Source organism: Alteriqipengyuania triglochinis (assembly GCF_054655655.1).
In genome coordinates, this window is record NZ_BAAHNC010000002.1 from 174,222 (window position 1) to 197,115 (window position 22,894).

Below are 22,894 nucleotides of genomic sequence, written 5' to 3' on the forward strand. Positions count from 1 at the left end.
AGCAGAAATCCGCCCCCAAACATGTCATCCGTCACCTTCCTGGGTCTTGGCCCGACTAAAAGTGCTTCTTTTCAGACTTTTACGGCGCAGAAGCAAAGGGTGACACATGGGTGACACGTGTCACCCTGTCACCGCTTCGCCGGCACGCGCATATTCGTCGCGCAGTTCGCGCTTGTAGAGCTTGCCGTTCGCCTCACGCGGCAGATCGGGCCGGAAGTCGAAGCTCTTCGGCATTTTGACCTTGCTGAGCTGCGGTTCGAGGTAGGCGCGCAAATCCTGTTCGAACGCGTCGCCCGCCAAGGCCATATCGACCGGCTGGATGACGGCGACCACCCGCTCGCCCAGGTCCGCGTCCGGAGCGCCGATCACCGCCGCGTCGAGCACTTGCGGGTGTGCGACCAGGAGGTTCTCGATCTCCTGCGGGTAGATGTTCACCCCGCCCGAGATGATCATGTGGCTCTTGCGGTCGGTCAGGAAGATGAAGCCATCCTCGTCCATGTGCCCGATGTCGCCCAGCGTCATCCAGCCTTCGGAATGCATGGCCTCGGCGGTCTTGCCGGGGTCCTTGTGATAGCTCGGCAGGATCTCGTTCTCGAAGAACAGCAGCCCGGTCTCGCCCGCCGGCAGCTCGCTGCCATCGGGCGCGCAGACATGCGCCTTGCCGTAGATCATCCGTCCCACGGTGCCGGGCCTGCCAAGCCAGTCCTCGCTCTTCACCAGCGACATGCCGATCCCTTCGGACCCGGCGTAATATTCCTGGATGATCGGCCCCCACCACTCGATCATCGCCTGCTTGATCGGGACCGGGCACGGCGCGGCGGCGTGGATCGCGCGCTGGTGGCTGGAAAGGTCGTAGCGGGTGCGTTCCTCTTCCGGCAGCTTGAGCATGCGCACGAAGTGCGTCGGCACCCACTGGCTGTCGGTCACACGATATTTCTCGATCGCCGCCAGCGCGCCTTCGGGGGTGAACTTGTCCATGATAACGACCGTCCCGCCCAGCCGGTGCGCGGTGGTGCACCAGCCAAGCGGCGCCGCGTGATACAGCGGCGCGGGCGAGAGATAGACCATGCTGCCGTCGGCGGGCATGCCCACGCCCATCGTCGCCAGCCCCACCAGCGGATTGGGCGCGGTGATGTCCTCACTCGGCGGGGGCGCGGGCTTGATTCCCTTGGGCCGTCCGGTCGTGCCCGAGGAATAGAGCATGTATTGCCCCGGTACGGGGTCTTCGATCATCTCCGCAGACTCGGCGGACACTTCGCCCCTGAAGGCATCGCTATCGACATCGACGATCTCGAGATCCGGCATGATTCGCGCCAGCTCCGCCGTCATCCCGGCATAGGCGGTCGAGGTGAGCAGCAGCGAACATTCCGCATCTTCGAGGATGTAGGCGATTTCTGGGGCGGTCAGCCGGGTGGCGATCGGCACCAGCATCGCCCCCATGCGCTGGCCCGCCCAGACCAGTTCGAGGTAGAGCGCCCGGTTTTCGAGCAGCAGGCCCACGCTCGTCCCACGCTCCACCCCGCGCCCTCGCAGCCAGCGGGCCATGCGGTTGGCGAAAGCGTCGAGCTCTCCATAGGTGACGGTATCGCCACTGGAGGCGTTGATGATGGCCGCGTGATCGGGCCGCGCGGCAGCGTGCGTGATTGGATGCATGTTTTTCTCTCCCGCAGCGCAGTCTTTCGAATGGCCGGGGGACACGCAAGAAAAAAGGCGGCGCCGCAGCACCGCCTTTTCGAAATTCGATCTGGTCGCGTTCGGAAGGTTATTCTTCCTCGTCGCCGCCGCCCATGCCGCCGGGGCCCATCGCGAGACGGAAGGCTTCCTGCGCTTCGGTCTCGACCATGAAGGGGCGCGGGTCGACCGCGCGGCCATCGATGCGGACTTCGTAGTGGAGGTGCGGGCCGGTCGAGCGGCCGGTGGAGCCGACATAGCCGATCAGGTCGCCCTTGCGGACCTGCTGCCCGTCCGAGACCACGATCCGCGAGAGATGCGCGAAGCGCGTCTCGATCGCGTTGCCGTGGCCGATCTGGATGTAGTTGCCGTAGCTGCTGAACCAGTTGGCCCGTTCCACGGTGCCGTCGGCGGTCGCGTAGATCGGGGTGCCGGTGGGCGCAGCAAGGTCGATGCCCTTGTGGTTCGCCCGCTTGCGCAGAACCGGGTGGTTGCGCATGCCGTAGCCGCTGGTCATGACCGCGTTCTCGAGCGGCATGCTCGACGGGATCGACACGGTCGGCAGGGCGACCGGTTCGCTGCGTTCGACATCGAGCGTCTGCCAGCTTGCGAACAGCTGACGGAACTGGGCGTCGCCATTGCCGAGCGGGCTCTGCGCTTCCTCCACCGCGTCGGAGACGTCGACCGCGGCGGCGGAGCTGCTGTTGGCCTGTGCAGGCGCGGCAAGAGTCATGATGGCGGCCGCGCACAGAATGCTCGCACGGCTGAAAAGTCGATCAGTGGTCAGCAAAATATCCGTCCCTCTGTCGGTGGCGGGAGCCTGTCCCGCGGTTCCGATCCCTTGAGCTTCCTCGATCCGGTTGAAGCGCCGAGACCCCGAAAATCATGACGGGAACCTTACCCGCCTTCGTCTGTTAGCTTGTTAGGCGGCGCTGGCTCTAAACGGCAACCGAACCGTAGAAGTCTCGCGACAAACCGGCTGCGTAACGCGCCGAGTCGTTGAACGGAGGCCTGATCGCTCCGCTGAAGTGCCTGTTTACCAAGCTTTGCCAGTGTTTCGGTGGGTCGAATCCCATCGCTTCGGCGTGTGCGACGAAATGCCTTGTGCCGATTGCGACATGGCGGATTTCGTCGTCGAGGATTCGTTGCAGGATTTTCGCGCCCGCAAGATCGCCCTGGGCTCGCACGCGTTCCAGCGTAACGGGCGTCACATCCAGCCCGCGCGCCTCCAGCACCATCGGCACCACCGCCAGCCGCGCGGCGACATCGTGGCGGGTCTCGTGTGCCGCTTCCCATAGTCCTCCGTGGGCGGGCAGCGCGCCATAGGACGATCCCAGCGCGGCCAGCTTCCGCTCGAGCAGCGCGAAATGCATCGCCTCGTCCGCTGCCACGCCCAGAAAATCGTCGATGAAAGCGCGCGGCATCTGGGCCCCGAATCGCCCGACCATGTCGAGCGCGAGGTCGATCGCGACGAATTCGATATGCGCGAGCGCGTGCCACAGCGCGATCCGGCCGCGGAGCGAGCCGCCCTTGCCGCGCCGGGGCATGGCGCCGGGCGACAGCAGCTCGGGCCGCGCAGGACGCGCGGGCCGATCCGGCATGGCGACATCGAACACCGGCTCCAGCCGCCCGAGCCGCCAGTCGCGCGCAACCTGCCGCGCGGCAAAGACCTTGGCCCGGGCGGGGCCGGTCAGCAGCGCCGCCCGGATCGCGCGGGCGAGCGTGGGGCTCACCTCCCCACTCACAGGTCCATCCTCACTGGGTCATCCTCACTGGGCCATCCTCACTGGGCCTGCGCGGCCGCCAGCACTTCCTCGGCGTGGCCGGCGACCTTCACCTTCGGCCAGATGCGCGCAATCCTGCCGTCCGCGTCGACCAGATAGGTGCTGCGGACCATGCCCATGAAGGTCTTGCCGTACATCTTCTTCTCGGCCCACACGCCCAGCTCGTCGGACAGGCCGGCCTCCTCGGCATCGGTCGCCAGGTCCACGGTCAAGTCGTGCTTGGCGATGAAGTTCTGGTGCTTCTTCGTCGAATCCTTGCTGACGCCCAGCAGCGCACAGCCGGCCGTCTCGAAGCGGTCTTTCAGCGCGGAAAAGTCCTTCGCCTCGGTCGTGCAACCCGGCGTGTTGTCCTTCGGGTAGAAGAACACCACCAGCTTGCGCCCGCGATAGTCGGACGGTTTCACATCCTCGCCATCGTGCCGCACCATCGCGACGTCGGGCATCGTGTCGCCTTCGCTCACACTCATTGCTCTGTCTCCAGTTTCTCGTCGAACATGTCCTGCCACACGCGGGCGACCTCACGCCGCGCCGTGGCCACCTGCTGCACCAGCGCCGCGGTGTCCTCGCACCCGCAGACTTTCGCCAGCGCCTCGCCCGCCACGCCGGGCGGGACCGAAAGATCGGGGGCGAGCAGACGCGCGGCGACGATCAGCCGGGTGAGGAAATCGTGCGCCTGCGCGAAGGAGGCCGGCAGCGCGCCCGCATGGACCAGCGTCTCGCACACCTTGGACAGGCGCGGGTCGAGCGCGACATTGTCGCGCAGCTGGAGGAAGTGGAGGATGAATTCGATGTCGACCAGCCCGCCGCGCAGCAGCTTGACGTCAAGCGGCCCCTTGGCCGGCTTGTGCGTCGCCATGTCGGTCCGCATCTTCACCACATCCGCGCGCAAGGCCGCCGGATCGCGGGGCGCGCACAGCACATTGCGGACAATGTCGTCGACCGCGCCGCGTGCGGAGAAGGATCCTGCCACCACCCGCGCCCGGGCGAGCGCCATATGCTCCCACGTCCACGCCGATTCGCGCTGATAGCGGGCGAAACTCTCCAGACTGACCGCGAGCGGGCCCTGCGCACCTTGCGGGCGCAACCGCGTATCGACCTCGTAGAGCGGGCCTTCGGCGGTCGGCACACTCAACGCCGCACTCACCCGCTGGGCCAGGCGATTATAGTATCGCGTCGCGCTCATCGGCCGATCGCCATCGCTCTCGGCGCCGTGATCGCCGGTGAACAGGTAGATGATATCAAGGTCGGAAGCATGGGTCAGCGCCTCTCCCCCCAGCCGCCCGAGGCCAAGGATCACCATCTCGCCGCCTGCGATGCGCCCGTGAACCTTCTCGAACTCGGCCACGGTACCTGCAAGCGCGGCCTGTAGCGCCGCTTCGGCCACGGTCGAGAAACCGCGCGCAATATCCAGCGGGTCGTGCACCCCGCCGATCAGCTGGACGCCGAGCGCAAAGCGCTGTTCGCCGGTCACCACCCTGATCCGGTCGAGCAGCGCCTCGTAATTCCCCTGTGGCTCGGCCCGCATCATGCTGCGCGTGAGCGCGGGCACGCTCTCCGGCAGGTCGAGAGCGGAACGGTCTATCAGCGCATCGAGCAAGGCCGGACGCAGCTTCAGGTCGTTGGCGAGCGGCGGGGCGAGCGTGATGATCGAGAGGAACTGGTCGAGCAGCGCGGGCCGCGCCTCGAGCAGGCGGAACAGGTTGATCCCGCTCGGCAGCGCTTCCAGCAGCCCTTCGAGCCGGACGATCGCCCGGTCGGGCTCCGCCGATTCGGCCAGCGCGGCGAGCAGCGGGGGAAGCAGGCGACGAAACGCGTTCTGCGCGTCGGTGCTGCGAAGCGCGCGATAGCGCCCGTCGAGCCAGCGAGAGACCCGTTCGGCAAGCGCCTCCTCATCCGCCAGCGGGCTGGCCGCGATCAGATCGCCGACCGGGCGCTCGTTCGCGGTCCCGGTGGCGCTCGCCTCCAGCAGCCGGTCGAATGCCTGCGCGGTCGCGGCGAGGTGCGGTTCGAGGTCGGCAAGCAGCGCATCCGCATCGGCAAAGCCGTCCAGCCGGGCGAGCCGCTCCAGCGCCTCGCCGTCCGGGATGGTATGCGTCTGGCGGTCCTCCAGCATCTGGATGCGGTGCTCCGCGGTGCGCAGGCGGGTATAGGCATGGGCCAGATCGGTCGCGACATCCGGTTCGATGATATCGACCCGGGCGAGCGCATGGAGCGCAGCGCGGGTGTCGCTGCCACGCAGGCGCGGATCGCGCCCGCCGTGGATCAGCTGGTGTGTCTGGGCGAAGAACTCGATCTCGCGAATGCCGCCGCGCCCGCGCTTCAGATCGAAACCGGGGCCGAGGCTCTTCTCCCCGCGATAGGCTTCGCGGATGCGCACGCGCAGCTGCGCGATATCGTCGATCGCGCCGAAATCGAGGCTGCGGCGCCAGACGAAGGGCCGGATGCTGGCAAGAAAGCGCTCGCCGCGCGGCACGTCGCCCGCGGCCGATCGCGCGCGGATGAAGGCCGCGCGTTCCCACGCCAGCGCCGCGCTTTCGTAATGGGTCGCCGCCGCATTCACCGATACCGCCAGCGGGGTGATCTCCGCCGCCGGACGCAGCCGCAGGTCGACCCGGAAGACGTAGCCTTCCTCGGTATGGTCGGACAGCAGGCGGATGATGTCACGCGCCATGCGCTGCGCGGTTTCGGCGGGGCCGGAGCGACCGCCGCTCGCCAGCACATCGGGATCGAACAGCAGGATCGGGTCGATGTCCGAACTGTAGTTCAGCTCGCTCGCCCCGTGCTTGCCCAGGGCCAGCGCGAAGAAGCCATCGACGCTTTCGAGCGTGGTCCGCGTGCGCGCGGCCTCGGCGATCGCCCGGTCGAGCGACCGGTCGGCAAAGGCGGAGAGCCGCTGCATCACGTCGTCGAGCGTGAAGGCACCGGCCAGATCGCCGATGGCCAGCGTAAGCGCCAGCGCCAGCCGCTCGCGCCGCAGGGCCACGCCCACCTCCGCGCCCGCGCCCGCCGTGGCCGCATAATCGAACGCGGCATGGGCCTCGCCCGCCGCCAGCAGGCTCTCGAGTTCGGGCAGGCGATCGAGGCTGCGCGCCAGGAACGGCGCGTTGTCCCGTGCCCGTGCGATCGCTCCTGGCCAGTCGGCTGTCATGCGCACTGCCCTGCCTTTCCTGCACCCTGCTGGCAAGCGCAGGCGCGCCTGTGCGCAGGCCTGTGTTCACTTGCCCTGCGCCTCCGCTTTTGCAACAGACGCCGGGACGCGAAAGATTCCGGAGATTTCCAAGCCATGAAACGCATTCTTGCCGTGGCCGCTGCCGCACTTGCCCTCGCCGGCTGCGATGCCGCCGTCCTTTCGGGCGGGGACGAGGAAAGCAGCCTCGACATTCCCGAGGTGGCCGATGGCGACATCTCCGAAAAGACGATGATCGACCTCACTCGTGAATTGTCGAGCGACGAATTCGAAGGCCGCATGCCCGGCACCGAAGGCGGGCGGATGACGGTCGCGCTGCTGACCGAGCGCTTCGAGGCCGCCGGGCTCGAGCCGGGCAATGACGGATCGTGGACTCAGGACGTGCCGCTGGTCGAGATTACCGGCAGCGATTACGCTCCGCTCACCATCACCGGCGGCGAGGGCGACGGGATGGCGTTCGACTATGGCGAAGACTGGGTCGGCGTGAGCTATCGCGAAACCCCGCAGACCCGCATCAACGACAGCGAACTGGTCTTCGTCGGCTACGGCATCAACGCGCCGGAGCGGGACTGGAACGATTACGAGGGGCTCGACATGAAGGGGAAGACCGCGGTCATCCTCGTCAACGATCCCGATTTCGGCGCCGAGGACCTCGAAGGCCCGTTCAACGGCAAGGCGATGACCTATTACGGGCGCTGGACCTACAAGTTCGAGGAAGCCGCGCGCCAAGGCGCGACCGGCGCGCTGATCATCCACGAGACCGAGCCTGCCTCCTACGGCTGGAACGTCGTCGAAAGCAGCTGGTCGGGCCCGCAGGCCTATCCGCAGCGCGGCGAGAACGCGCCGCCGCTGACGCAGATGAACGGCTGGGTCCAGAATTCGGTCGCGGAGAAGATCTTCAAGGCGGCCGGGCAGGACCTAGGCAAGCTGAAGGAAGCCGCGCGCAAGCAGGATTTCACCGGCGTGCGGCTGGGCCTCAAGGCCTCGACCAGCTTTGCCAACGACAGCCGCGAATACATGTCGCAGAACGTGATCGGCGTGCTGCCGGGCACCAAGCGGCCCGACGAATACGTGCTCCACACCGCGCACTGGGATCACCTGGGCCGCTGCACCCCCGCCGATGATGGGGACGATATCTGCAACGGCGCGGTCGACAATGCCACCGGTACCGCCGCGCTGGTCGCGCTGGCGGAGGCGCATGCCAAGGCGGGCGCGGCGGATCGCAGCCTCGTGTTCCTCGCCGTGACGGCGGAGGAGCAGGGCCTGCTCGGTTCCACCTACTACGCGCAGAACCCGGTCTTCCCGCTCGACCAGACGGTCGGCGGGGTGAACATGGATGCCTTCCTCGTCGCCGGGCCTTCGCGCGATGTCACCGTGGTTGGCCCCGGCAAGTCGCAGCTCGACCAGTTCCTCGCCGCAGCGCTCGAAGCCGATGGCCGCGTGGCGACCGACAACCCGACGCCCGAGGCGGGCTACTACTACCGTTCGGACCACTTCCCCTTCGCCAAGCAAGGCGTGCCGATGCTCTATATCGACGGCGGCGAAGACCTGATCGAAGGCGGTCGCGAGGCGGGCGAGGCGATTGCCGAGGAGTATCGCGCCAATCGCTACCACGGGCCCAAGGACGAGTTCGACGAGGAGTGGGACTGGTCGGGCGTGATGGCCGACCTGCAGCTCTATTATCGTCTGGGCCGGATGATGGCGATGAGCACGAGCTGGCCCAACTGGGTCGAAGGCGACGAGTTCCGCGGCATCCGCGACGAGAGTTGCGCCGCGACCAACAAGGGTTGCTGATCGCAGGGGCGAACGCATCATGAGCACCGAAACCAGGCGGCTCCTCGCCGAATGGGAGCCGCAGGACTGGCTGTGGATCGGTTTCCCCCACGATCCGGACGAATGGGGCGATGCCCTTGTCCCGGCGCAGGAAGAAATCGCGGGCTTTGGCAATGCGGTCGCCGAAAGCGGCCAGCAGGTCCGCCTGCTGGTGCGCGACGCCGCGAACGAGGCGCGCGCCAAGGCACTCGTCTCGGGCGCGGTCGCGCTGGAGCGGCGCACCTATGGCGACGTCTGGCTGCGCGACACCGGGCCGATCGTGATCGACCGCGTAGGCCAGCGTATCGCAGTGCGCCCCGGCTTCAACGGCTGGGGTGAGAAGTACCTGATGGCCGGAGATCAGAGCATCGGGGCCGAGCTTGCCGACGACGAAGGCCTGCCGCTCGACCGGCCCGAGTGGATCCTCGAAGGCGGCGCGATCGACACCGACGGCGGAGGCACGGTGCTGACGACCGCGCAGTGCCTGCTCAACCCCAACCGCAATCCGGGCCTGTCTCGTGAGGAGATCGAGGCACGGCTCGCCGATCATCTCGGGCTGACGAAGGTGGTGTGGCTGGGTGATGGCCTGCTTAACGATCACACCGATGGTCATGTCGACAATCTTGCCCGCTTCGTAGCGCCGGGCACCGTCGCGCTGGCCGAGCCCTGCGGCAAGGACGATCCCAATGCGGAGGTCTACGCCGATGCCAGAGCCCGACTCCAAGCCGCCGGGCTGAGCGTCGCGCCGATTCCCTCGCCCGGACGGATCGCGCGCGGGCCCTTCGTCGAACCGGCGAGCTACGCCAACTTCGCGATCTGCAATTCGATCGTGGCAGTGCCGACCTTCGGCGTGCCGCAGGACGATGCTGCGGTCGCGGCGATCGATGCGCTGTTCCCTACCCGAACCGCAGTCGGCCTGCCGATGCGCGCGGTGCTTGCGGGTGGCGGCGGATTCCACTGTGCCAGCATGCAGATGCCCGCGATGGCCGAGGGGTAAGACTCCCTTAACGGCTGGGGCCGATCATACAGGTCATGGCCCGCACAATCGCTCTCACCCGGCGCATCGACGCTCTCAACGCAGCCCGCAGCATCATCGTGATCGGCTGCGCCCTTGCGCTGGTCGTGGCCGAACGGTTCGTTCCGGTCTTTTAGACGACCAGCTTGAGCAGCGCGGCCAACGCCGCAGCGGCCAGCACCAGTCCCACGAATATGCGCCATGCGCGGTCGGACACGTGCCCGTCCGCCTTGCGCCCAAGCCACGTGCCGAGGATCACGACCGGCAGCAGCATCGCGCCCAGCAGCGCCAGCCGCCATTCCATCCGGCCGAGCGCCACGCCCGATCCGATTCCGATCAGCGCCGCGAAGGTGAAGATCAGGATCATCGAGCTTTTGGCCACCTGCCGCGGGATCGCGCGCCCGACGTAATAGGGCACCACCGGCGGGCCGGGCATGCCGGCAAAGCCGGTGAGGATGCCGGTCGCCGCGCCGGTCAGTCCGGTCGTGACGATGCCGGGCCGCTCCGGCTCGCGGACGGGGAAGAGAATCGCGACGAAGGCGGACAGCGCCACCAGTGCGATCAGCAGGCGGGCAATGTCCGGCGGAGTCGCCGCCAGAAGCGCGAGCCCCGGCAGCGTCGTCAGCAACACCAGCCCGATGATGACCCACACGCTGCGCTCCGCCTCGCGCAGCAGGCGCGGCAGTTCCAGCCCGCCGATCAGCAGCGCGACCACGTTGGTGGTCAGCACCGCCTCGACCGGTGTCAGCGCCAGCGCGAGCACCGGCACCAGCAGGATCGCGAGGCCGAAGCCTGCGAGCCCGCGAATGAACGCCGCGACCAGCCCCGTGCCGAGCGCGACTGCAAGTTGCAGCCATGTAAATCCGGCGAGGAGTTCCAAGGCGTCAGTCGCGCAGATCAGGCGGGGTGGCGCCGTCGCGCAGCATCGTGATCGCGTCGTCGAGGCTCATCACGCGCTGCTCCTTCTCGCCGAGCGTGCGGACCGCGACCGTGCCTTCCTCGGCCTCGCGCTTGCCGACCACCAGCAGGTGCGGAACCTTCGCAAGGCTGTGCTCGCGCACCTTGTAGTTGATCTTCTCGTTGCGCAGGTCCGCCTCGGTGCGGATGCCCGCCGCGCGCAGCTTGGCCAGCGCCTCGTTGGCGTAATCGTCCGCATCGGAGACGATGGTCGCGACCACGGCCTGCGTCGGGGCGAGCCACAGCGGCAAACGGCCTGCGAAATGCTCGATCAGCACGCCGATGAAGCGTTCGAACGTGCCGAAGATCGCGCGGTGGAGCATCACCGGGCGGTGCTTCTCGCCATCCTCGCCGATATAGCTCGCATCGAGGCGTTCGGGCAGCACGCGGTCGCCCTGGATTGTGCCGACCTGCCAGGTCCGCCCGATCGCGTCGGTCAGGTGCCATTCCAGCTTGGGGGCGTAGAACGCGCCTTCGCCCGGCAGCTCTTCCCAGCCATATTCCTCGGATGCCATGCCGGCTTCGGCCACGGCGTCGCGCAATTCCTGTTCCGCCTTGTCCCACATCTCGTCGCTGCCGAACCGTTTTTCCGGACGCAGCGCGAGCTTGACCTGATATTCGAATCCGAAATCGGAATAGACCTCGTCCACCAGCTTGCAGAAGGCGCGCACTTCTTCGACCACCTGATCTTCGCGGCAGAAGATATGCGCATCGTCCTGCGTGAACTGGCGCACGCGCATGATCCCATGGAGCGCCCCGTGCGGCTCGTTGCGGTGGCAGCAGCCCATTTCGCCCAACCGGATCGGCAAGTCGCGATAGGACGTGATGCCCTGCTTGAAGACCATGACGTGCGCGGGGCAGTTCATCGGCTTCAGCGCCATCCAGTCGGCGTCCTTGGAGACGAGCTCGCCCTCATCCTCGGTGTTGGGCACTTCGTCGGGGATGACGAACATGTTTTCGCGATACTTGCCCCAATGGCCGGAGCGTTCCCACTGGCGGGCATCCATCACCTGCGGCGTCTTGATCTCGCGATAGCCCGCGCCGTCCATCTTGCGGCGCATATATGCCTCCAGCTCGCGCCAGATCTTGTAGCCCTGCGGATGCCAGAAGACGCTGCCATGCGCCTCTTCCTGCAAGTGGAACAGGTCCATCTCGCGGCCCAGCTTGCGGTGGTCGCGCTTGGCAGCCTCCTCCATGCGGTGAAGGTGCTCGTTCAGCTGCTTCTTGTTGAGCCAGCCGGTGCCGTAGATGCGGCTGAGCATCGCGTTCTTCTGGTCGCCGCGCCAGTAGGCGCCCGAAACACGCGTCAGCTTGAACGCCTGCGGGTCGAGCTTGCCGGTGCTGGCAAGATGCGGCCCGCGACACATGTCGAGCCAGTCGCCCTGGCGATAGACCGTCAGCTCTTCGCCCTCGGGAAGCTCGGCGGCCCATTCGGCCTTGAAGCTTTCGCCGTGGTCCTTGAACCACTGGATCAGCTGCTGGCGGGTCCACACCTCACGCTCCAACGGGGTATCCGCCGCGATGATGCGGCGCATCTCCTCCTCGATTTTCGGCAGGTCTTCCTCGGTGAAGGCACCGCGGCCTTTGGCGGGGGCGAAGTCGTAGTAGAAGCCGTCGTCGGTCGCGGGGCCGAAGGTGATCTGCGTTCCGGGGAAGAGATTCTGCACCGCTTCGGCGAGCACGTGTGCGTAATCGTGCCGGGCCAGCTCCAGCGCCTCGTCGACGTCCTTGCTGGTCACCAGCGCAAGCTGCGCGTCGCCTTCGAAGGGGCGCGTGATGTCGCGCAGTTCGCCGTTCACCCGGGCCGCAATCGCCGCCTTGGCGAGACCGGGGCCGATCGCGGCGGCGACATCCGCGGGAGTCGATCCTTCCGGCATCTCGCGCACGGAGCCATCGGGCAGGCTGATCTTGAGCAGTTCGGTCATTGTGTCGTGCTTTCGTCCGAGCAGTGTTCGGGAGAATGGAATGGATCGCCTATGGTCGGCGCGGCGCGGCTAGGCAACGGTGGTCTCGCCGCAAGTATTCCTGACCATCGTGAGGTCGGCCTCCTCCATCTCGTCGATCTCGCCGGCGAGGTTGGCTTCGACATGGGCCGCAAGCGCGCGCGCATCGGCCAGCGCGTTGTGCGGCACCTCGCTGGCCCTGGAGGTGCTGAAACGGGGCAGGCTCAACAGCAGGCAGCTATAGCGGAAGGGATCGTTGCGCTTGCCCTGATCGCGCAGCAGCATCCGGTTGAAGTGCACCAGATCCTCCGGCCAGTCGGCGATGAAGACGTGCGGGCCCTCATCCTTCCTGAGGAACTTCTGCATCTTCTTGACGGCCTGCAGGCGCTCGACCGGCTCCTGGTCGTAGAAGGGCACGACATGCTCTTGCACCCACGGCACGATCAGCTCGTGCGCGTGCAGCACCTCGTAGAAATGCGCGCCATCCTGCCGCACCAGCGCAAGGCTCAGCAGCTGGCCGTCGGTGCCGTTGAATTCGGTGTCGATGTAGTAGCGCATGCTCGCAAGTCCGCCGCGCCAGCGAAAGATTGCAGGTCCGGGAAGCTGGCGCAGCGCCACCCGAACCCGGGTGGCGTCGCTCGCGCGTCAGACCGCGACCGACCGCCCCCGGTTGCCCGAGGTCGTGGTAGTCGTCGTGGTCCTGGCGATGATCTTGGCCATGCGAGGGATATAGCGCGGATTTCCGGCCGGTCCAGCCCCTGTGGCAAGTACCCTTTCTCTTATGCAAAGCGTCCTTGACATCCACCGCCCCGCGTGACAAGCAACCTTTCCATAGCAGAAAGGAAGCTTGACCATGTCCCGCAAACTATACCCCTTTTGGGGACTCCTCGTCGTCGCTGTTGCCCTGCTCAACATCGTCGACGTGCTGCCCGACTGGGCGACCTTCGCCGCAGTGCTCTCCCTTCCGCTGATGACGGCGATCGGGTGCATGAGCCGCAGCACGAGCGCGGCACGCGCAGGCTCCTGATTCCCCACCACTACCACCGATAGTGACATCGAAAGGACATCGACCATGAAACGCTCTCTCCTCATCGCCATCGTCTGGGCCGTCGCAATGATCGGCATCGCCGCAGCGGGCCGCACCGATCTCATTCCGGGCGACAATGCACAAAAACTGCTGGTCGTGATGCCGGCGCTTGCGGTCGTCACGATCGGCGCGGTCGCGGTCCGCTCGCGCTGCGGGGGCCGGGCATGATCGGCACATCGGCCCGCCCCCAATATCCAACCCCCGGCGTGATGCGCCGAGACACAGCAGAAAGTGGCCCGAGATGACGACGAATGTTTCGAACGACGCTTCGCCACCGCAGGGATTCCTCGGTCGCGGACCGATCTTCTGGGGCGCGCTGTTCGTGATCGCCATGTTCGCCACCGCCTTTCTTGCGTCGAGCGCGCTGGAGGGACCTGCGGCGATGGCGGTGATGCTGCTGCCAATGGCGCTGCTGTTTCCATTGGTGAAGGCATCCGAGCGCAAGCAGGCGGCGTCCGGCTGCGCGAGCCCCGCGATGGTGCGATACAACCGCCGCGCGATGTTCGGCAGCTTCGGCTACGTGCTCGGGCTCGGCATCGCGCTCTCGATCTGGAACCGCTACGACCAATCGCTGTCGCAGCCTGTGACCGTGCTGCTCGCACTGCTGCCGACTTTGCCGACCTTCGTGATGATCTGGGCGATGGGCCGGTATCTGGTCGAGGAGACCGACGAATACCTGCGCTACCGCACCGTGCTCGCCGCGCTGATGAGCCTCGGCATGGTCCTCGCGATCGGTATTTTCTACGGCTTCCTCGAAACCTTCGGCCTCGTCCCGCACGTCTGGGCGTGGTGGGTGCTGCCGGTCTGGGCGGTCGGGCTTGGGATCTCACATCTGATCCTGCGGGTCCGGGGCCGATGAAGAACCGCCTCAAGGTGCTGCGCGCCGAGCGCAGCTGGAGCCAGCAGGCGCTGGCCGAAGAGCTCGGCGTCAGCCGCCAGAGCGTCAATGCGATCGAGACCGGCCGTTACGATCCCTCGCTCCCCCTCGCTTTCCAGATCGCCGAGGTCTTCGGCCTCGCGATCGAAGAGATCTTCATCCGTGAAAAGGACTGACATCATGCGCCTTACCGGTATCCTCGTCGCCGGGCTGGCGGCCCTGCTTGCCGCGACCGGTGCTTCGGCGCAGCAGGCATCCTCCTGCCCACCTTACGAAGCAAGCGGAGAAGGGCCCGACGTGATCCTGATCCCGGGCCTCGGCTCTTCGCCCGCGACCTGGGACGGGGTGACACCGCAGCTGGAGCAGCAATACCGTGTCCACCGGGTCCATGTGGCCGGGTTCGCAGGTCGCGCGCCGAACGGACCGCCCGCCACCATCCTCCGGCGCGCGCAGGACGAGATCCTCGCCTATATGGACTGCGCCGGGATCGAGCGCGCATCGATCGTCGGCCATTCGATGGGCGGCTTCATGGGCCTGCTGATCGCCGCCGGGCACCCCGACCGGGTCGAGCGGCTGGTGGTGGTCGATTCGCTGCCGTTCTACCCGCTGATCTTCAATCCCGCCGCCACGCCCGAAACGATCGCGCCGCAGGCGGCGATGCTCGCTGGCCAGATCCGCAACCAGGACGATACCACCTTCGCCGCCACGCAGGAGACCGGCGTGCGCTCGCTCGTCCAGTCGCCGGACCGGCAGCAGGAGGTTGCCGGCTGGACCATCGCAAGCGACCGGGCGACCTTCGCCGCCGCGATCGAGGCGCTGATGACCACCGACGCGCGCCCGCTGCTGGGCAAGATCGAAGCGCCGACCACCGTGATCGCGGCCACCAACCCCTACGCCACGAAGGAGCGCGTCCTGCCGCTCTACTGCGGCGCATACGAAGGGCTGGACGGGGTCGAGATCGTGCCGATCGACGACGCCTTCCACTTCGTGATGTTCGACCAGCCCGACGCCTTCGCCAGCGCGCTGAGCGCCGCGTTGCAGCCCTAGCCCGGCCCCGGCCTTACCCCATGGCGAGCGTGTTGGAGCCCAGCGCGCTCGTCATCCTGTGCCTCCCCGCCAGCGTCACGCCGCGCTGGCGAATGCCCGATACGAAGCGCCATTCGCAGGTCGCGGCCTGCGGCGTCAGTTCCACCGCCATGTAGCCGCGGCGCGAGGTGTCCGCCCATTGCAGCTGCGGATTGGCACCGACCACGGCCTGCTCCAGCATCGAGGTCGGGACCTGCGGCAGGTAGCCTTCGAAGCCGGGCGAGGTCACCGAACTCACGCCCAACTCGACGCCCACGGCATTGCCATCCTGCGCGAGGTCGAACGCCCATGCATTGTGCGTGTCGCCGGCCAGCACCACGAGGTTGGCATCCGCCGCCAACGCCGCGTCGAACACGCGCGCACGCGCCGCCGGGTAGCCGTCCCACGCATCCATGTTGAGCGGCAGGCCCACGCGGCTCGCCATCGCGCCCGCCATCAGTCGCTGGCGCAGCCCCTCGGGCGTGTTCGCGGGCAGCGCATCGGCCAGCGCGGTCGGCGTGTTGAGGTTGCCCATCAGCACCTGCTGGACAAGCACCTGCCAGCGCGTGCCGCCGCGGGTGGACGCCTTGAGCCCGTTCGCCAGCCAGGCCTCCTGCGCCGCGCCCAGCATCTGCCGGGCGGGGTCAGCCCAGGCACCGTCGCGAAAGGCGGTGAGCGCGGCCATCATCTGGTCGGGGGTGGACTTGCCCGCCAGTACATCCGCCACATTGAGCTGCTGCGAGCGCGCGGTCAGCCGCGTTTCCAGCCGGAAGAGCGTCGCCAGGTCGCCGATGTCGTACGACTTCCACGGTTCGTCGGAGACCGGCAGCCATTCGCGATAGGCGCGCAGCGACGCCGCCTTGCGCGCATCCCACGATCCTTCGCTGTCGGGCTGGTGATTCTCCGCCCCGCCGGCCCATGAATCGTTCGCGGTCTCGTGATCGTCGGGGACCAAGATCATCGGGTAAAGCTGCGTCAGCCGCTGCAGATCGGGATCGGCGCGGTAGCTTGCGTGGCGCAGGCGATAGTCGGCGAGGTGCACGATCTCGCTGTGCGGCGCGATCTCACGGCCGGCCAGCGCCTGTTCGGGAGTGGGGTATTTGTCCGGCCCGTATTCGTAATAATAGTCGCCCAGATGCAGCAGCAGGTCGAACGCGTTCGCCTCGGCCGCATGGGCATAGGCGTTGAAATAGCCGAACCCCATGTTGGAGCAGGAGAACACGCCCAGCCGGTAGCGACTCGTCGGGCCGACCGGCAGAGTGCGGGTGCGGCCCACGGCGGAGCGCGATCCATCGGGACCGACGAAGCGATAGTAATACCAGCTACCGGGTTCGAGCCCGGTGACCTCGGCCTTGGCGCACCAGTCCTTGGCCGGCGCGGCCAGCGTCTCGCCCTCGGCGACGACGCGCGTGAATTGCGCGCTGTCGCTGACCTGCCAAGCCAGCTTCGCCTCGTTCGATCCGACGAAGCGGGTCCACAGCAATACGCCGGTGGCGTGCGGTTCGCCGCTGGCGATCCCGTGGCTGAAGCCGCGCGTGCCAGCCTGCGCCGAAAGCGGCATGGCGGCAAGGCCTGCGCCCAGCGCACCGCTGGCGAGAAGCGTGCGGCGATCGAGCGAAAGCGCGGAGGTTGTGCGGGAACGGGCGGCTGGTGGGGGTGCAAGAAGATGAGCCATGCGCGGCCGCCTATCGCCCTTGCGTGAAAGAACGGAGACGCTTTGCACGCATGTTTGCCTGACACACCTGACACAGTGTCCTGAGGGCAAAAATACGGCCCGTGCGAAGCTGCGGAACAGGCAGCGCAAAAGGGCGCGCAATGGAGCATCCGCACGTCACGGGAATCGCCGTAGCCGCTCCGCGCGCAGTAGGAAAACCGGCAACGCCCGTCGGCCCGGCGCACATGGACACACCCCCGCGCGCGACCTAGTCACACCGGCCATGACCGATTTCTTCTCCCTGCCCGATGGTCGCCGCATCGCCTTTCGCCACACCGCGGCCTGCGACGCCGCAGCCCCGACGATCGTCTTCCTGCCCGGCTACATGTCCGACATGGCCGGCTCCAAGGCGACCGCACTATTCGACTGGGCGCAGCAGCACGGGCACGGCTGCCTGCTGCTCGACTATTCGGGCTGCGGCGAGTCCGATGGCGACTTTGCCGATGGCACGCTGTCGCGCTGGCGGGACGAGGTTCTCGCGCTGGTCGAGGCGAAAAGCGACGGTCCGGTCGTGCTGGTCGGCTCGTCGATGGGGGGCTGGCTGATGCTCCTCGTCGGCCTTGGGCTGGGCGAGAAACTGGCCGGAATGGTCGGCATCGCCGCCGCGCCCGACTTTTCCGACTGGGGCTATGGCGAGGGCCAGAAGGCGCAGCTGGCGCGCGGCGAAACCGTGCTGGAAGACAATCCCTACGGCCCCGAGCCGACGCCGACGCATGCGCGCTTCTGGGCCGATGCGCAGGAGCATCGAATGCTCGATGCGCCGATCGCCATCCGCTGCCCGGTGACGCTGCTGCATGGCCAGGCCGATGCGGACGTCCCCTGGCAGGTCAGCCTGCGCCTCGCGGAACGCCTGCAGTCCGACAACGTACTGACTCAACTGAGCAAGAGCGGCGACCATCGCCTCTCTCGCCCCGAAGATATCGCGCGGCTGATCGCCGCAATGGAGCGTCATCTGACGCTTGCGTGATCCTTGCAGGGGTTCGCGCAAGCTTCTAACGGCGCGAGGAACACCGCGATGGCCGTAGCGGCGAACGCGCAAGACGAGATGCCGGGAAACCCCCGAAAACCGGCATGGGAGACAGAACAGGCATGGCAGGCGATAGCAAGCATTCGGACGGAGCGCTGCTCGATCGATTGACCGAACGGATGCGCGAATCGCTGCTACCGGTCGATCAGCCGTTCGAGGAGAGCAGTCTCGAGGATGCGGCCTCCTTCGTCCTCGAAGCGGCCTCGTCGCGCAGGGCGGGCGAACCGACCATCGCGATCGCCACCAAGGACACCGGCAAGCGCCGGCTGCGCATCGCCCTGATCAACGACGACATGCCCTTCCTCGTCGATTCGGTATCCTCGCAGATCGCAGCGATCGGCCTTTCGATCGACCGGCTGGTCCACCCGGTCGTGCGGGTGAAGCGCAGCGACGAGGGCATGCTGGAAGACCTGCCGGGCAAGGATACCGACGCCCCGCGCGAATCGATGATCTACCTCGAGGTGGAGCATGCCGAACAGGAAACGCGCGAAGCGCTGAAGCGCGATCTGGGCGTCACCCTGGCCGATGTGCGCGCTGCGGTGGAAGACTGGGCCGCCATGCGCAAGGCGATGGAGCAGGACGCAAGCGACCTCGGCGATAGCGAGGGTGCGAGCCTGTTCGAATGGCTGAGCGACGGCATGCTGACCCAGCTGGGCCATATCGTGCGCTATCGCGACGGGCGCGAGGAAAACGCGCTCGGCATCTGCCGCACGAGCGCGCGCCAGATCCTCGCCGACGCGTCCTACGCCCGCGCCTTCGCCTGGTTCGACGATCCCGCCAATGCCGATGCGCACCTCCCGCTGATCGTCAAGGCGAACCACGTCTCCAATGTCCACCGGCGGGTGCCGGTCGACCTGTTCCTCGTCCCGGTGCGCGAAGACGGCAAGATTGTCGCGGTCTCGATCCACGCCGGGATCTGGACCAGCGCCGCGCTCTCCACCGATCCGCACGCCGTGCCGCGCCTGCGCCGCCAGCTGAGCGAGCTGATGGGCGAACTCGATTTCGATCCGGGCGGCCATGCGGGCAAGGCGCTGGTCCACGCACTGACCGCGCTGCCGCACGACCTCGTGATCGGCTTCCGCGACGACGACGTACGCCGGGTCGCGACCACGACCATGAGCCTGACCGACCGGCCGCGCCCACGCCTCGCGCTGGTCGAGGCGCCGCTCGCGCGGCACCTGTTCGCCTTCGTCTGGTTGCCGCGCGACCTGATGTCGACGTCGGTCCGCCGCCAGATCCAGGCACTGCTTGAGGATGGCACCGGCTCGACCCTGCTCGACTGGAGCGTGGAGATAGAGGGCGGCGCGCTCGCCCTGATGCGCTTCGTGCTCGATTTCCGCGAGAGCACCGTGCGCTACAACGCCGAGGATCTCGAAACCCGGGTGCAGGAAATGCTGCGCGGCTGGGGCGAGGCGGTCGAGACCGAGCTGGCCAAGCTGGTCGACGTCGACCGCGCGGGCACGCTGGCACGCCGCTATGCCGAGAACTTCCCCGCCTTCTACCGCGCCGGCAGCGGGGCGGAGGAAGCGGCGATCGACATCCTGCGGATGCGTGAGCTTTCCACCCACACCGAAGAGGATGGGCGCGAGCGGTTCGAACGCGGCGTTCGCCTGCGCCGCAGCGAGACCGAGACCGGCGGCGAACTGCGCCTGAAGGTCTACCAGCACGAGGGCACGCTGCCGCTGTCCGAAGCGGTGCCCGCGCTCGAGAATTTCGGGCTGAAGACGATCAGCGAAGTCCCCACCCTGCTTGCCGACGGCACGCTCGGCACGATCCACGATTTCCAGTGCGATCTCGGCCCCGGCGTCGATGCGGCCGCGCTGCTGGAGCGGACGGCCCCGATCGAGGATGCGATCGCGGCGGTGCTCAACGGCCTGGCGGAAGATGATCCGTTCAACCGCCTGGTGCTCGACGTCGGCCTCGATGCGCGCGAGGCGGAATGGCTGCGCTCGATCTACCGCTACCTGCGCCAGACGGGCATGGGCTTCACCATCTACACCGTGGTCGACGCGCTTGCGCGCGCGCCGCAGGTAACCCGGGCGCTGATCGCGCTGTTCGTCGCGCGGCACGATCCGGCCTTCGAAGGCGACCGGGACGTGGCGGAAAATGACGCACAGCAGGCGATCAAGGATGGCCTGCAGAAGGTCGCCGCGATCAACGACGATCGCCTGCTCCGCCTCTATCGCAGCGTGATCGAGGCGATGCTGCGGACCAATGCCTTCGCCCTGCATCCGGGTATCGCGCTGTCCTACAAGTTCGACTCGGCCAGGGTGCCGGGCCTGCCCAAGCCGGTCCCCTTCCGCGAGATCTTCGTCTATTCGCGCCGGGTCGAGGGCATCCACCTGCGTGCCGGCCCGGTCGCGCGCGGGGGGCTGCGCTGGTCCGACCGGCGCGACGACTTCCGCACCGAAGTGCTCGGCCTGATGAAGGCGCAGCGCGTGAAGAACGCGGTGATCGTGCCGACCGGCGCGAAGGGCGGCTTCTATCCCAAGCAGTTGCCCGACCCCGCGATCGACCGCGATGCCTGGTTTGCCGAGGGCAAGGCGAGCTACCAGATCTTCATCCGCTCGCTCCTCTCGATCACCGACAACATCGTGGACGACAACGTCGTTCATCCCGACGGCGTGCGGATTCTCGACAATCCCGACCCCTATTTCGTTGTCGCGGCGGACAAGGGCACGGCCAGCTTCTCCGACGTCGCCAACGCCATCGCCGAGAGCCGCGATTTCTGGCTCGACGATGCCTTCGCCAGCGGCGGCTCCAATGGCTATGACCACAAGGCGATGGGCATCACCGCGCGCGGCGCGTGGGTCTCGGTGCAGCGGCACTTCCGCGAAATGGGCGTCGACGTGCAGACCGAGCCGACCAAGGTGGTGGGCTGCGGCGACATGTCGGGCGACGTGTTCGGCAACGGCATGCTGCTGTCCAGGGCGATCCGCCTGGTCGCCGCGTTCGATCACCGGCACATCTTCATCGATCCCGATCCCGACGCCGCAAAGAGCTGGGAAGAGCGCAAGCGCCTGTTCGACCTGCCGCGATCGAGCTGGGACGACTACGACAAGGGCCTGATCTCCAAGGGCGGCATGGTCGTCGCGCGGACCGAGAAGTCGATCAAGCTGTCCAGGGAAGCGCGCGCCGCGCTGGGCACCGACGCAAAAGAGGTCGATCCCGACACGTTGATCTCGATCATCCTCAGGGCGCCTGCCGACCTGCTGTGGTTCGGCGGCATCGGCACCTATGTGAAGGCCGAGAGGGAGAACAACATCCAGGTCGGCGACCCGGCGAACGATGCGCTGCGCGTCAACGGCGAGGATCTGCGGGTGAAGGTGATCGGCGAGGGTGCGAACCTCGGCGTGACGCAGGCCGGGCGCATCGAATATGCGCTGGGCGGCGGAAGGCTGAACACCGACTTCATCGACAATTCGGCGGGCGTCGACTGCTCGGACAACGAGGTCAACATCAAGATCGCGCTCGCCGCCGCGCGCCGCGCCGACCTGCTGAGCGAGGAAGAGCGCAACACGCTGCTCGCCTCGATGACCGACGAGGTCGCCGAGATCGTGCTGGAAGACAACCGGCTCCAGGCGCTCGCCATCTCGATTGCCGAACAGGGTGGGGACGCGGCCACCGCCTCTACCATCCGCCTGATCGAGACGCTTGAGGATGCCGGCATGCTCGACCGCCGGACCGAAGGCATCGCCGATAACGAGACCTTCACCCGCCGCGCGGGTGAGGGCCACGGCCTGACCCGGCCCGAACTCGCGGTGCTCCTGTCGAGCAGCAAGCTGACCTTGCAGGATTCGATCGAGAACGGCAGCCTGGCCCGCGATCCGGCGCTGGAAAGCTCGCTCTTCGGCTATTTCCCTGCGCCCCTGCGCGAGAAATACGCGAAGCAGATTCGCGAGCACCGGCTGCGCGGCGAGATCATCGCGACCGATCTGGCCAACCGCATCGTCAACCGCATGGGCATGGTCCATCCGTTCGAACTGGCGGAAGAGGAAGGCGTGAGTCTGCACGAAGTGGCAAGCGCCTTCGTCACCGCCGATCGCCTGCTCGACATCCAGGCGCTGTGGGATGCGCTGGACGAGGCGGACATGCCCGAGACGATGCGCCTGACCCTGTTCGACAAGGTGGCGACGGCCATGCGCATCCAGATGGCCGACGCCATCCGCGTGTGTGGCACATCCTCGCCCAGCGTGATCGTGGCCGAACTGCGCCCCACGCTCGACCTGCTGACGCAGGGCACGGTCGATCTGCTGGCCGATGAAACCCGCGAGCGCTCGGCACGGATGCGTGCCGAATTCGTCGAGGGCGGCGCGCCCGAGGATATCGCATCGCGGGTCGCCCACCTGTTCGACCTCGACGGCGGGATCGGGATCGCGCGGCTCGCAAGCGACCTCTCGATCGAACCGCGCAGCGTGGCGAAGGGCTTTACCGACCTCGGCGACCAGCTCGGCCTTGACTGGGCGCAGGGTACGGCCGCGCTGATGAGCCCGTCGGACGTGTGGGACCGGCTGCTGGTGGCGGGCCTTGCGCGCGACTTCCAGCAGATGCGGCTCGAATTCCTTCGCCGGATTTGCCAGCAGGGCGGCGAACGAACCAACCCGTGCGAGAAGGTGCAGGCCTGGGTCGCGGCGAACGAGCCCGCCGTGGGCCAGTTCCGCTCCATGATCCGGCGCGCGCAGGCACAGAACCCGGTCGCGCCGGTCACGCTGGCGCAGATCGCCAGTCAGGCCCGCAACCTGCTGGGCCGGTGAT

Annotated in this window: 18 protein-coding genes; 9 read left to right on the forward strand and 9 right to left on the reverse strand. The window is 67.2% G+C overall.

The genetic code is table 11. The annotated features are described in order from the left end of the window. Positions 1–120: 120 nt before the first annotated feature. The 5 genes from ACYQ0L_RS06575 to ACYQ0L_RS06595 all read right to left on the reverse strand — a co-directional run bounded on the left by ACYQ0L_RS06575 (position 121) and on the right by ACYQ0L_RS06595 (position 6,603). Positions 121–1,653 carry an acyl-CoA synthetase gene (locus ACYQ0L_RS06575; RefSeq protein WP_459788238.1) on the reverse strand — a complete coding sequence of 511 codons (1,533 nt, stop codon included), beginning with the start codon at positions 1,651–1,653 and terminating at the stop codon, positions 121–123. Positions 1,654–1,762: 109 nt separating this feature from the next. Then, positions 1,763–2,461, reverse strand: a complete 699-nt coding sequence (locus ACYQ0L_RS06580; RefSeq protein WP_459788239.1) for a M23 family metallopeptidase — start codon at positions 2,459–2,461, stop codon at positions 1,763–1,765. 148 nt (positions 2,462–2,609) lie between these two features. Then, complete coding sequence (locus tag ACYQ0L_RS06585) at positions 2,610–3,416, reverse strand: ferritin-like domain-containing protein (RefSeq protein WP_459788240.1); 807 nt, start codon at positions 3,414–3,416, stop codon at positions 2,610–2,612. 38 nt (positions 3,417–3,454) lie between these two features. Next, complete coding sequence (locus tag ACYQ0L_RS06590; protein ID WP_459788241.1) at positions 3,455–3,922, reverse strand: peroxiredoxin; 468 nt, start codon at positions 3,920–3,922, stop codon at positions 3,455–3,457. After that, positions 3,919–6,603, reverse strand: a complete 2,685-nt coding sequence (locus ACYQ0L_RS06595; RefSeq protein WP_459788242.1) for a bifunctional [glutamine synthetase] adenylyltransferase/[glutamine synthetase]-adenylyl-L-tyrosine phosphorylase — start codon at positions 6,601–6,603, stop codon at positions 3,919–3,921. Before ACYQ0L_RS06595 ends, ACYQ0L_RS06590 begins: the two co-directional genes overlap by 4 nt. A gap of 135 nt (positions 6,604–6,738) precedes the next feature. On the opposite strand from ACYQ0L_RS06595, the gene ACYQ0L_RS06600 reads away from it, so the two are divergent. Next, entirely contained in the window at positions 6,739–8,436 is a 1,698-nt protein-coding gene (locus ACYQ0L_RS06600; RefSeq protein WP_459788243.1) for a M28 family metallopeptidase, read from the forward strand. A gap of 19 nt (positions 8,437–8,455) precedes the next feature. After that, positions 8,456–9,451, forward strand: coding sequence for an agmatine deiminase family protein (locus tag ACYQ0L_RS06605; protein ID WP_459788244.1), 996 nt, complete (start codon positions 8,456–8,458; stop codon positions 9,449–9,451). Positions 9,452–9,602: 151 nt separating this feature from the next. Here ACYQ0L_RS06605 and ACYQ0L_RS06610 read toward each other — a convergent pair whose 3' ends face one another. The 3 genes from ACYQ0L_RS06610 to ACYQ0L_RS06620 all read right to left on the reverse strand — a co-directional run bounded on the left by ACYQ0L_RS06610 (position 9,603) and on the right by ACYQ0L_RS06620 (position 12,927). Then, positions 9,603–10,349, reverse strand: a complete 747-nt coding sequence (locus tag ACYQ0L_RS06610; protein ID WP_459788245.1) for a TSUP family transporter — start codon at positions 10,347–10,349, stop codon at positions 9,603–9,605. 4 nt (positions 10,350–10,353) lie between these two features. Further along, on the reverse strand, positions 10,354–12,351 hold the full coding sequence (thrS, locus tag ACYQ0L_RS06615) for a threonine--tRNA ligase (RefSeq protein WP_459788246.1): 1,998 nt from the start codon (positions 12,349–12,351) through the stop codon (positions 10,354–10,356). Positions 12,352–12,420: 69 nt separating this feature from the next. Beyond that, on the reverse strand, positions 12,421–12,927 hold the full coding sequence (locus tag ACYQ0L_RS06620; protein WP_459788247.1) for a hypothetical protein: 507 nt from the start codon (positions 12,925–12,927) through the stop codon (positions 12,421–12,423). A gap of 295 nt (positions 12,928–13,222) precedes the next feature. Between ACYQ0L_RS06620 and ACYQ0L_RS06625 the strand changes: the two genes are divergently transcribed. From ACYQ0L_RS06625 to ACYQ0L_RS06645, 5 genes are all read left to right on the forward strand, one after another. After that, positions 13,223–13,396 carry a hypothetical protein gene (locus tag ACYQ0L_RS06625; RefSeq protein WP_459788248.1) on the forward strand — a complete coding sequence of 58 codons (174 nt, stop codon included), beginning with the start codon at positions 13,223–13,225 and terminating at the stop codon, positions 13,394–13,396. Between the two features lie 45 nt (positions 13,397–13,441). Continuing rightward, positions 13,442–13,624 (forward strand): hypothetical protein, encoded by a 183-nt coding sequence (locus ACYQ0L_RS06630; protein WP_459788249.1) that lies wholly within the window; start codon positions 13,442–13,444, stop codon positions 13,622–13,624. A 73-nt stretch (positions 13,625–13,697) separates the two neighbouring features. Beyond that, the gene (locus ACYQ0L_RS06635) at positions 13,698–14,315 is read left to right on the forward strand and encodes a hypothetical protein (protein WP_459788250.1); all 618 of its coding nucleotides are present in this window, start codon (positions 13,698–13,700) and stop codon (positions 14,313–14,315) included. Then, entirely contained in the window at positions 14,312–14,509 is a 198-nt protein-coding gene (locus ACYQ0L_RS06640; RefSeq protein WP_459788251.1) for a helix-turn-helix transcriptional regulator, read from the forward strand. The genes ACYQ0L_RS06635 and ACYQ0L_RS06640 overlap by 4 nt, the downstream gene beginning before the upstream one ends. Next, a complete protein-coding gene (locus ACYQ0L_RS06645) occupies positions 14,496–15,380 on the forward strand; it encodes an alpha/beta fold hydrolase (protein ID WP_459788252.1) in 885 nt (294 codons plus the stop codon). The genes ACYQ0L_RS06640 and ACYQ0L_RS06645 overlap by 14 nt, the downstream gene beginning before the upstream one ends. A 13-nt stretch (positions 15,381–15,393) precedes the next feature. Here ACYQ0L_RS06645 and ACYQ0L_RS06650 read toward each other — a convergent pair whose 3' ends face one another. Next, on the reverse strand, positions 15,394–17,073 hold the full coding sequence (locus ACYQ0L_RS06650) for an alkaline phosphatase D family protein (protein WP_459788253.1): 1,680 nt from the start codon (positions 17,071–17,073) through the stop codon (positions 15,394–15,396). A gap of 262 nt (positions 17,074–17,335) precedes the next feature. Between ACYQ0L_RS06650 and ACYQ0L_RS06655 the strand changes: the two genes are divergently transcribed. Both ACYQ0L_RS06655 and ACYQ0L_RS06660 read left to right on the forward strand, forming a co-directional pair. Continuing rightward, the gene (locus tag ACYQ0L_RS06655; RefSeq protein ID WP_459788254.1) at positions 17,336–18,079 is read left to right on the forward strand and encodes an alpha/beta hydrolase; all 744 of its coding nucleotides are present in this window, start codon (positions 17,336–17,338) and stop codon (positions 18,077–18,079) included. Between the two features lie 122 nt (positions 18,080–18,201). Further along, positions 18,202–22,893 carry an NAD-glutamate dehydrogenase gene (locus ACYQ0L_RS06660; RefSeq protein ID WP_459788255.1) on the forward strand — a complete coding sequence of 1,564 codons (4,692 nt, stop codon included), beginning with the start codon at positions 18,202–18,204 and terminating at the stop codon, positions 22,891–22,893. Position 22,894: the final 1 nt, after the last annotated feature.

Excerpts from the sequence above, each read along its gene's own strand:
- ACYQ0L_RS06575 (WP_459788238.1), bottom strand. The coding sequence starts at position 1,653 with ATGCATCCAATCACGCACGCTGCCGCGCGGCCCGATCACGCGGCCATC.
- ACYQ0L_RS06590 (WP_459788241.1), bottom strand. The coding sequence starts at position 3,922 with ATGAGTGTGAGCGAAGGCGACACGATGCCCGACGTCGCGATGGTGCGG.
- ACYQ0L_RS06595 (WP_459788242.1), bottom strand. The coding sequence starts at position 6,603 with ATGACAGCCGACTGGCCAGGAGCGATCGCACGGGCACGGGACAACGCG.
- ACYQ0L_RS06600 (WP_459788243.1), top strand. The coding sequence starts at position 6,739 with ATGAAACGCATTCTTGCCGTGGCCGCTGCCGCACTTGCCCTCGCCGGC.
- ACYQ0L_RS06605 (WP_459788244.1), top strand. The coding sequence starts at position 8,456 with ATGAGCACCGAAACCAGGCGGCTCCTCGCCGAATGGGAGCCGCAGGAC.
- thrS (WP_459788246.1), bottom strand. The coding sequence starts at position 12,351 with ATGACCGAACTGCTCAAGATCAGCCTGCCCGATGGCTCCGTGCGCGAG.
- ACYQ0L_RS06620 (WP_459788247.1), bottom strand. The coding sequence starts at position 12,927 with ATGCGCTACTACATCGACACCGAATTCAACGGCACCGACGGCCAGCTG.
- ACYQ0L_RS06625 (WP_459788248.1), top strand. The coding sequence starts at position 13,223 with ATGTCCCGCAAACTATACCCCTTTTGGGGACTCCTCGTCGTCGCTGTT.
- ACYQ0L_RS06630 (WP_459788249.1), top strand. The coding sequence starts at position 13,442 with ATGAAACGCTCTCTCCTCATCGCCATCGTCTGGGCCGTCGCAATGATC.
- ACYQ0L_RS06635 (WP_459788250.1), top strand. The coding sequence starts at position 13,698 with ATGACGACGAATGTTTCGAACGACGCTTCGCCACCGCAGGGATTCCTC.
- ACYQ0L_RS06640 (WP_459788251.1), top strand. The coding sequence starts at position 14,312 with ATGAAGAACCGCCTCAAGGTGCTGCGCGCCGAGCGCAGCTGGAGCCAG.
- ACYQ0L_RS06650 (WP_459788253.1), bottom strand. The coding sequence starts at position 17,073 with ATGGCTCATCTTCTTGCACCCCCACCAGCCGCCCGTTCCCGCACAACC.
- ACYQ0L_RS06655 (WP_459788254.1), top strand. The coding sequence starts at position 17,336 with ATGACCGATTTCTTCTCCCTGCCCGATGGTCGCCGCATCGCCTTTCGC.
- ACYQ0L_RS06660 (WP_459788255.1), top strand. The coding sequence starts at position 18,202 with ATGGCAGGCGATAGCAAGCATTCGGACGGAGCGCTGCTCGATCGATTG.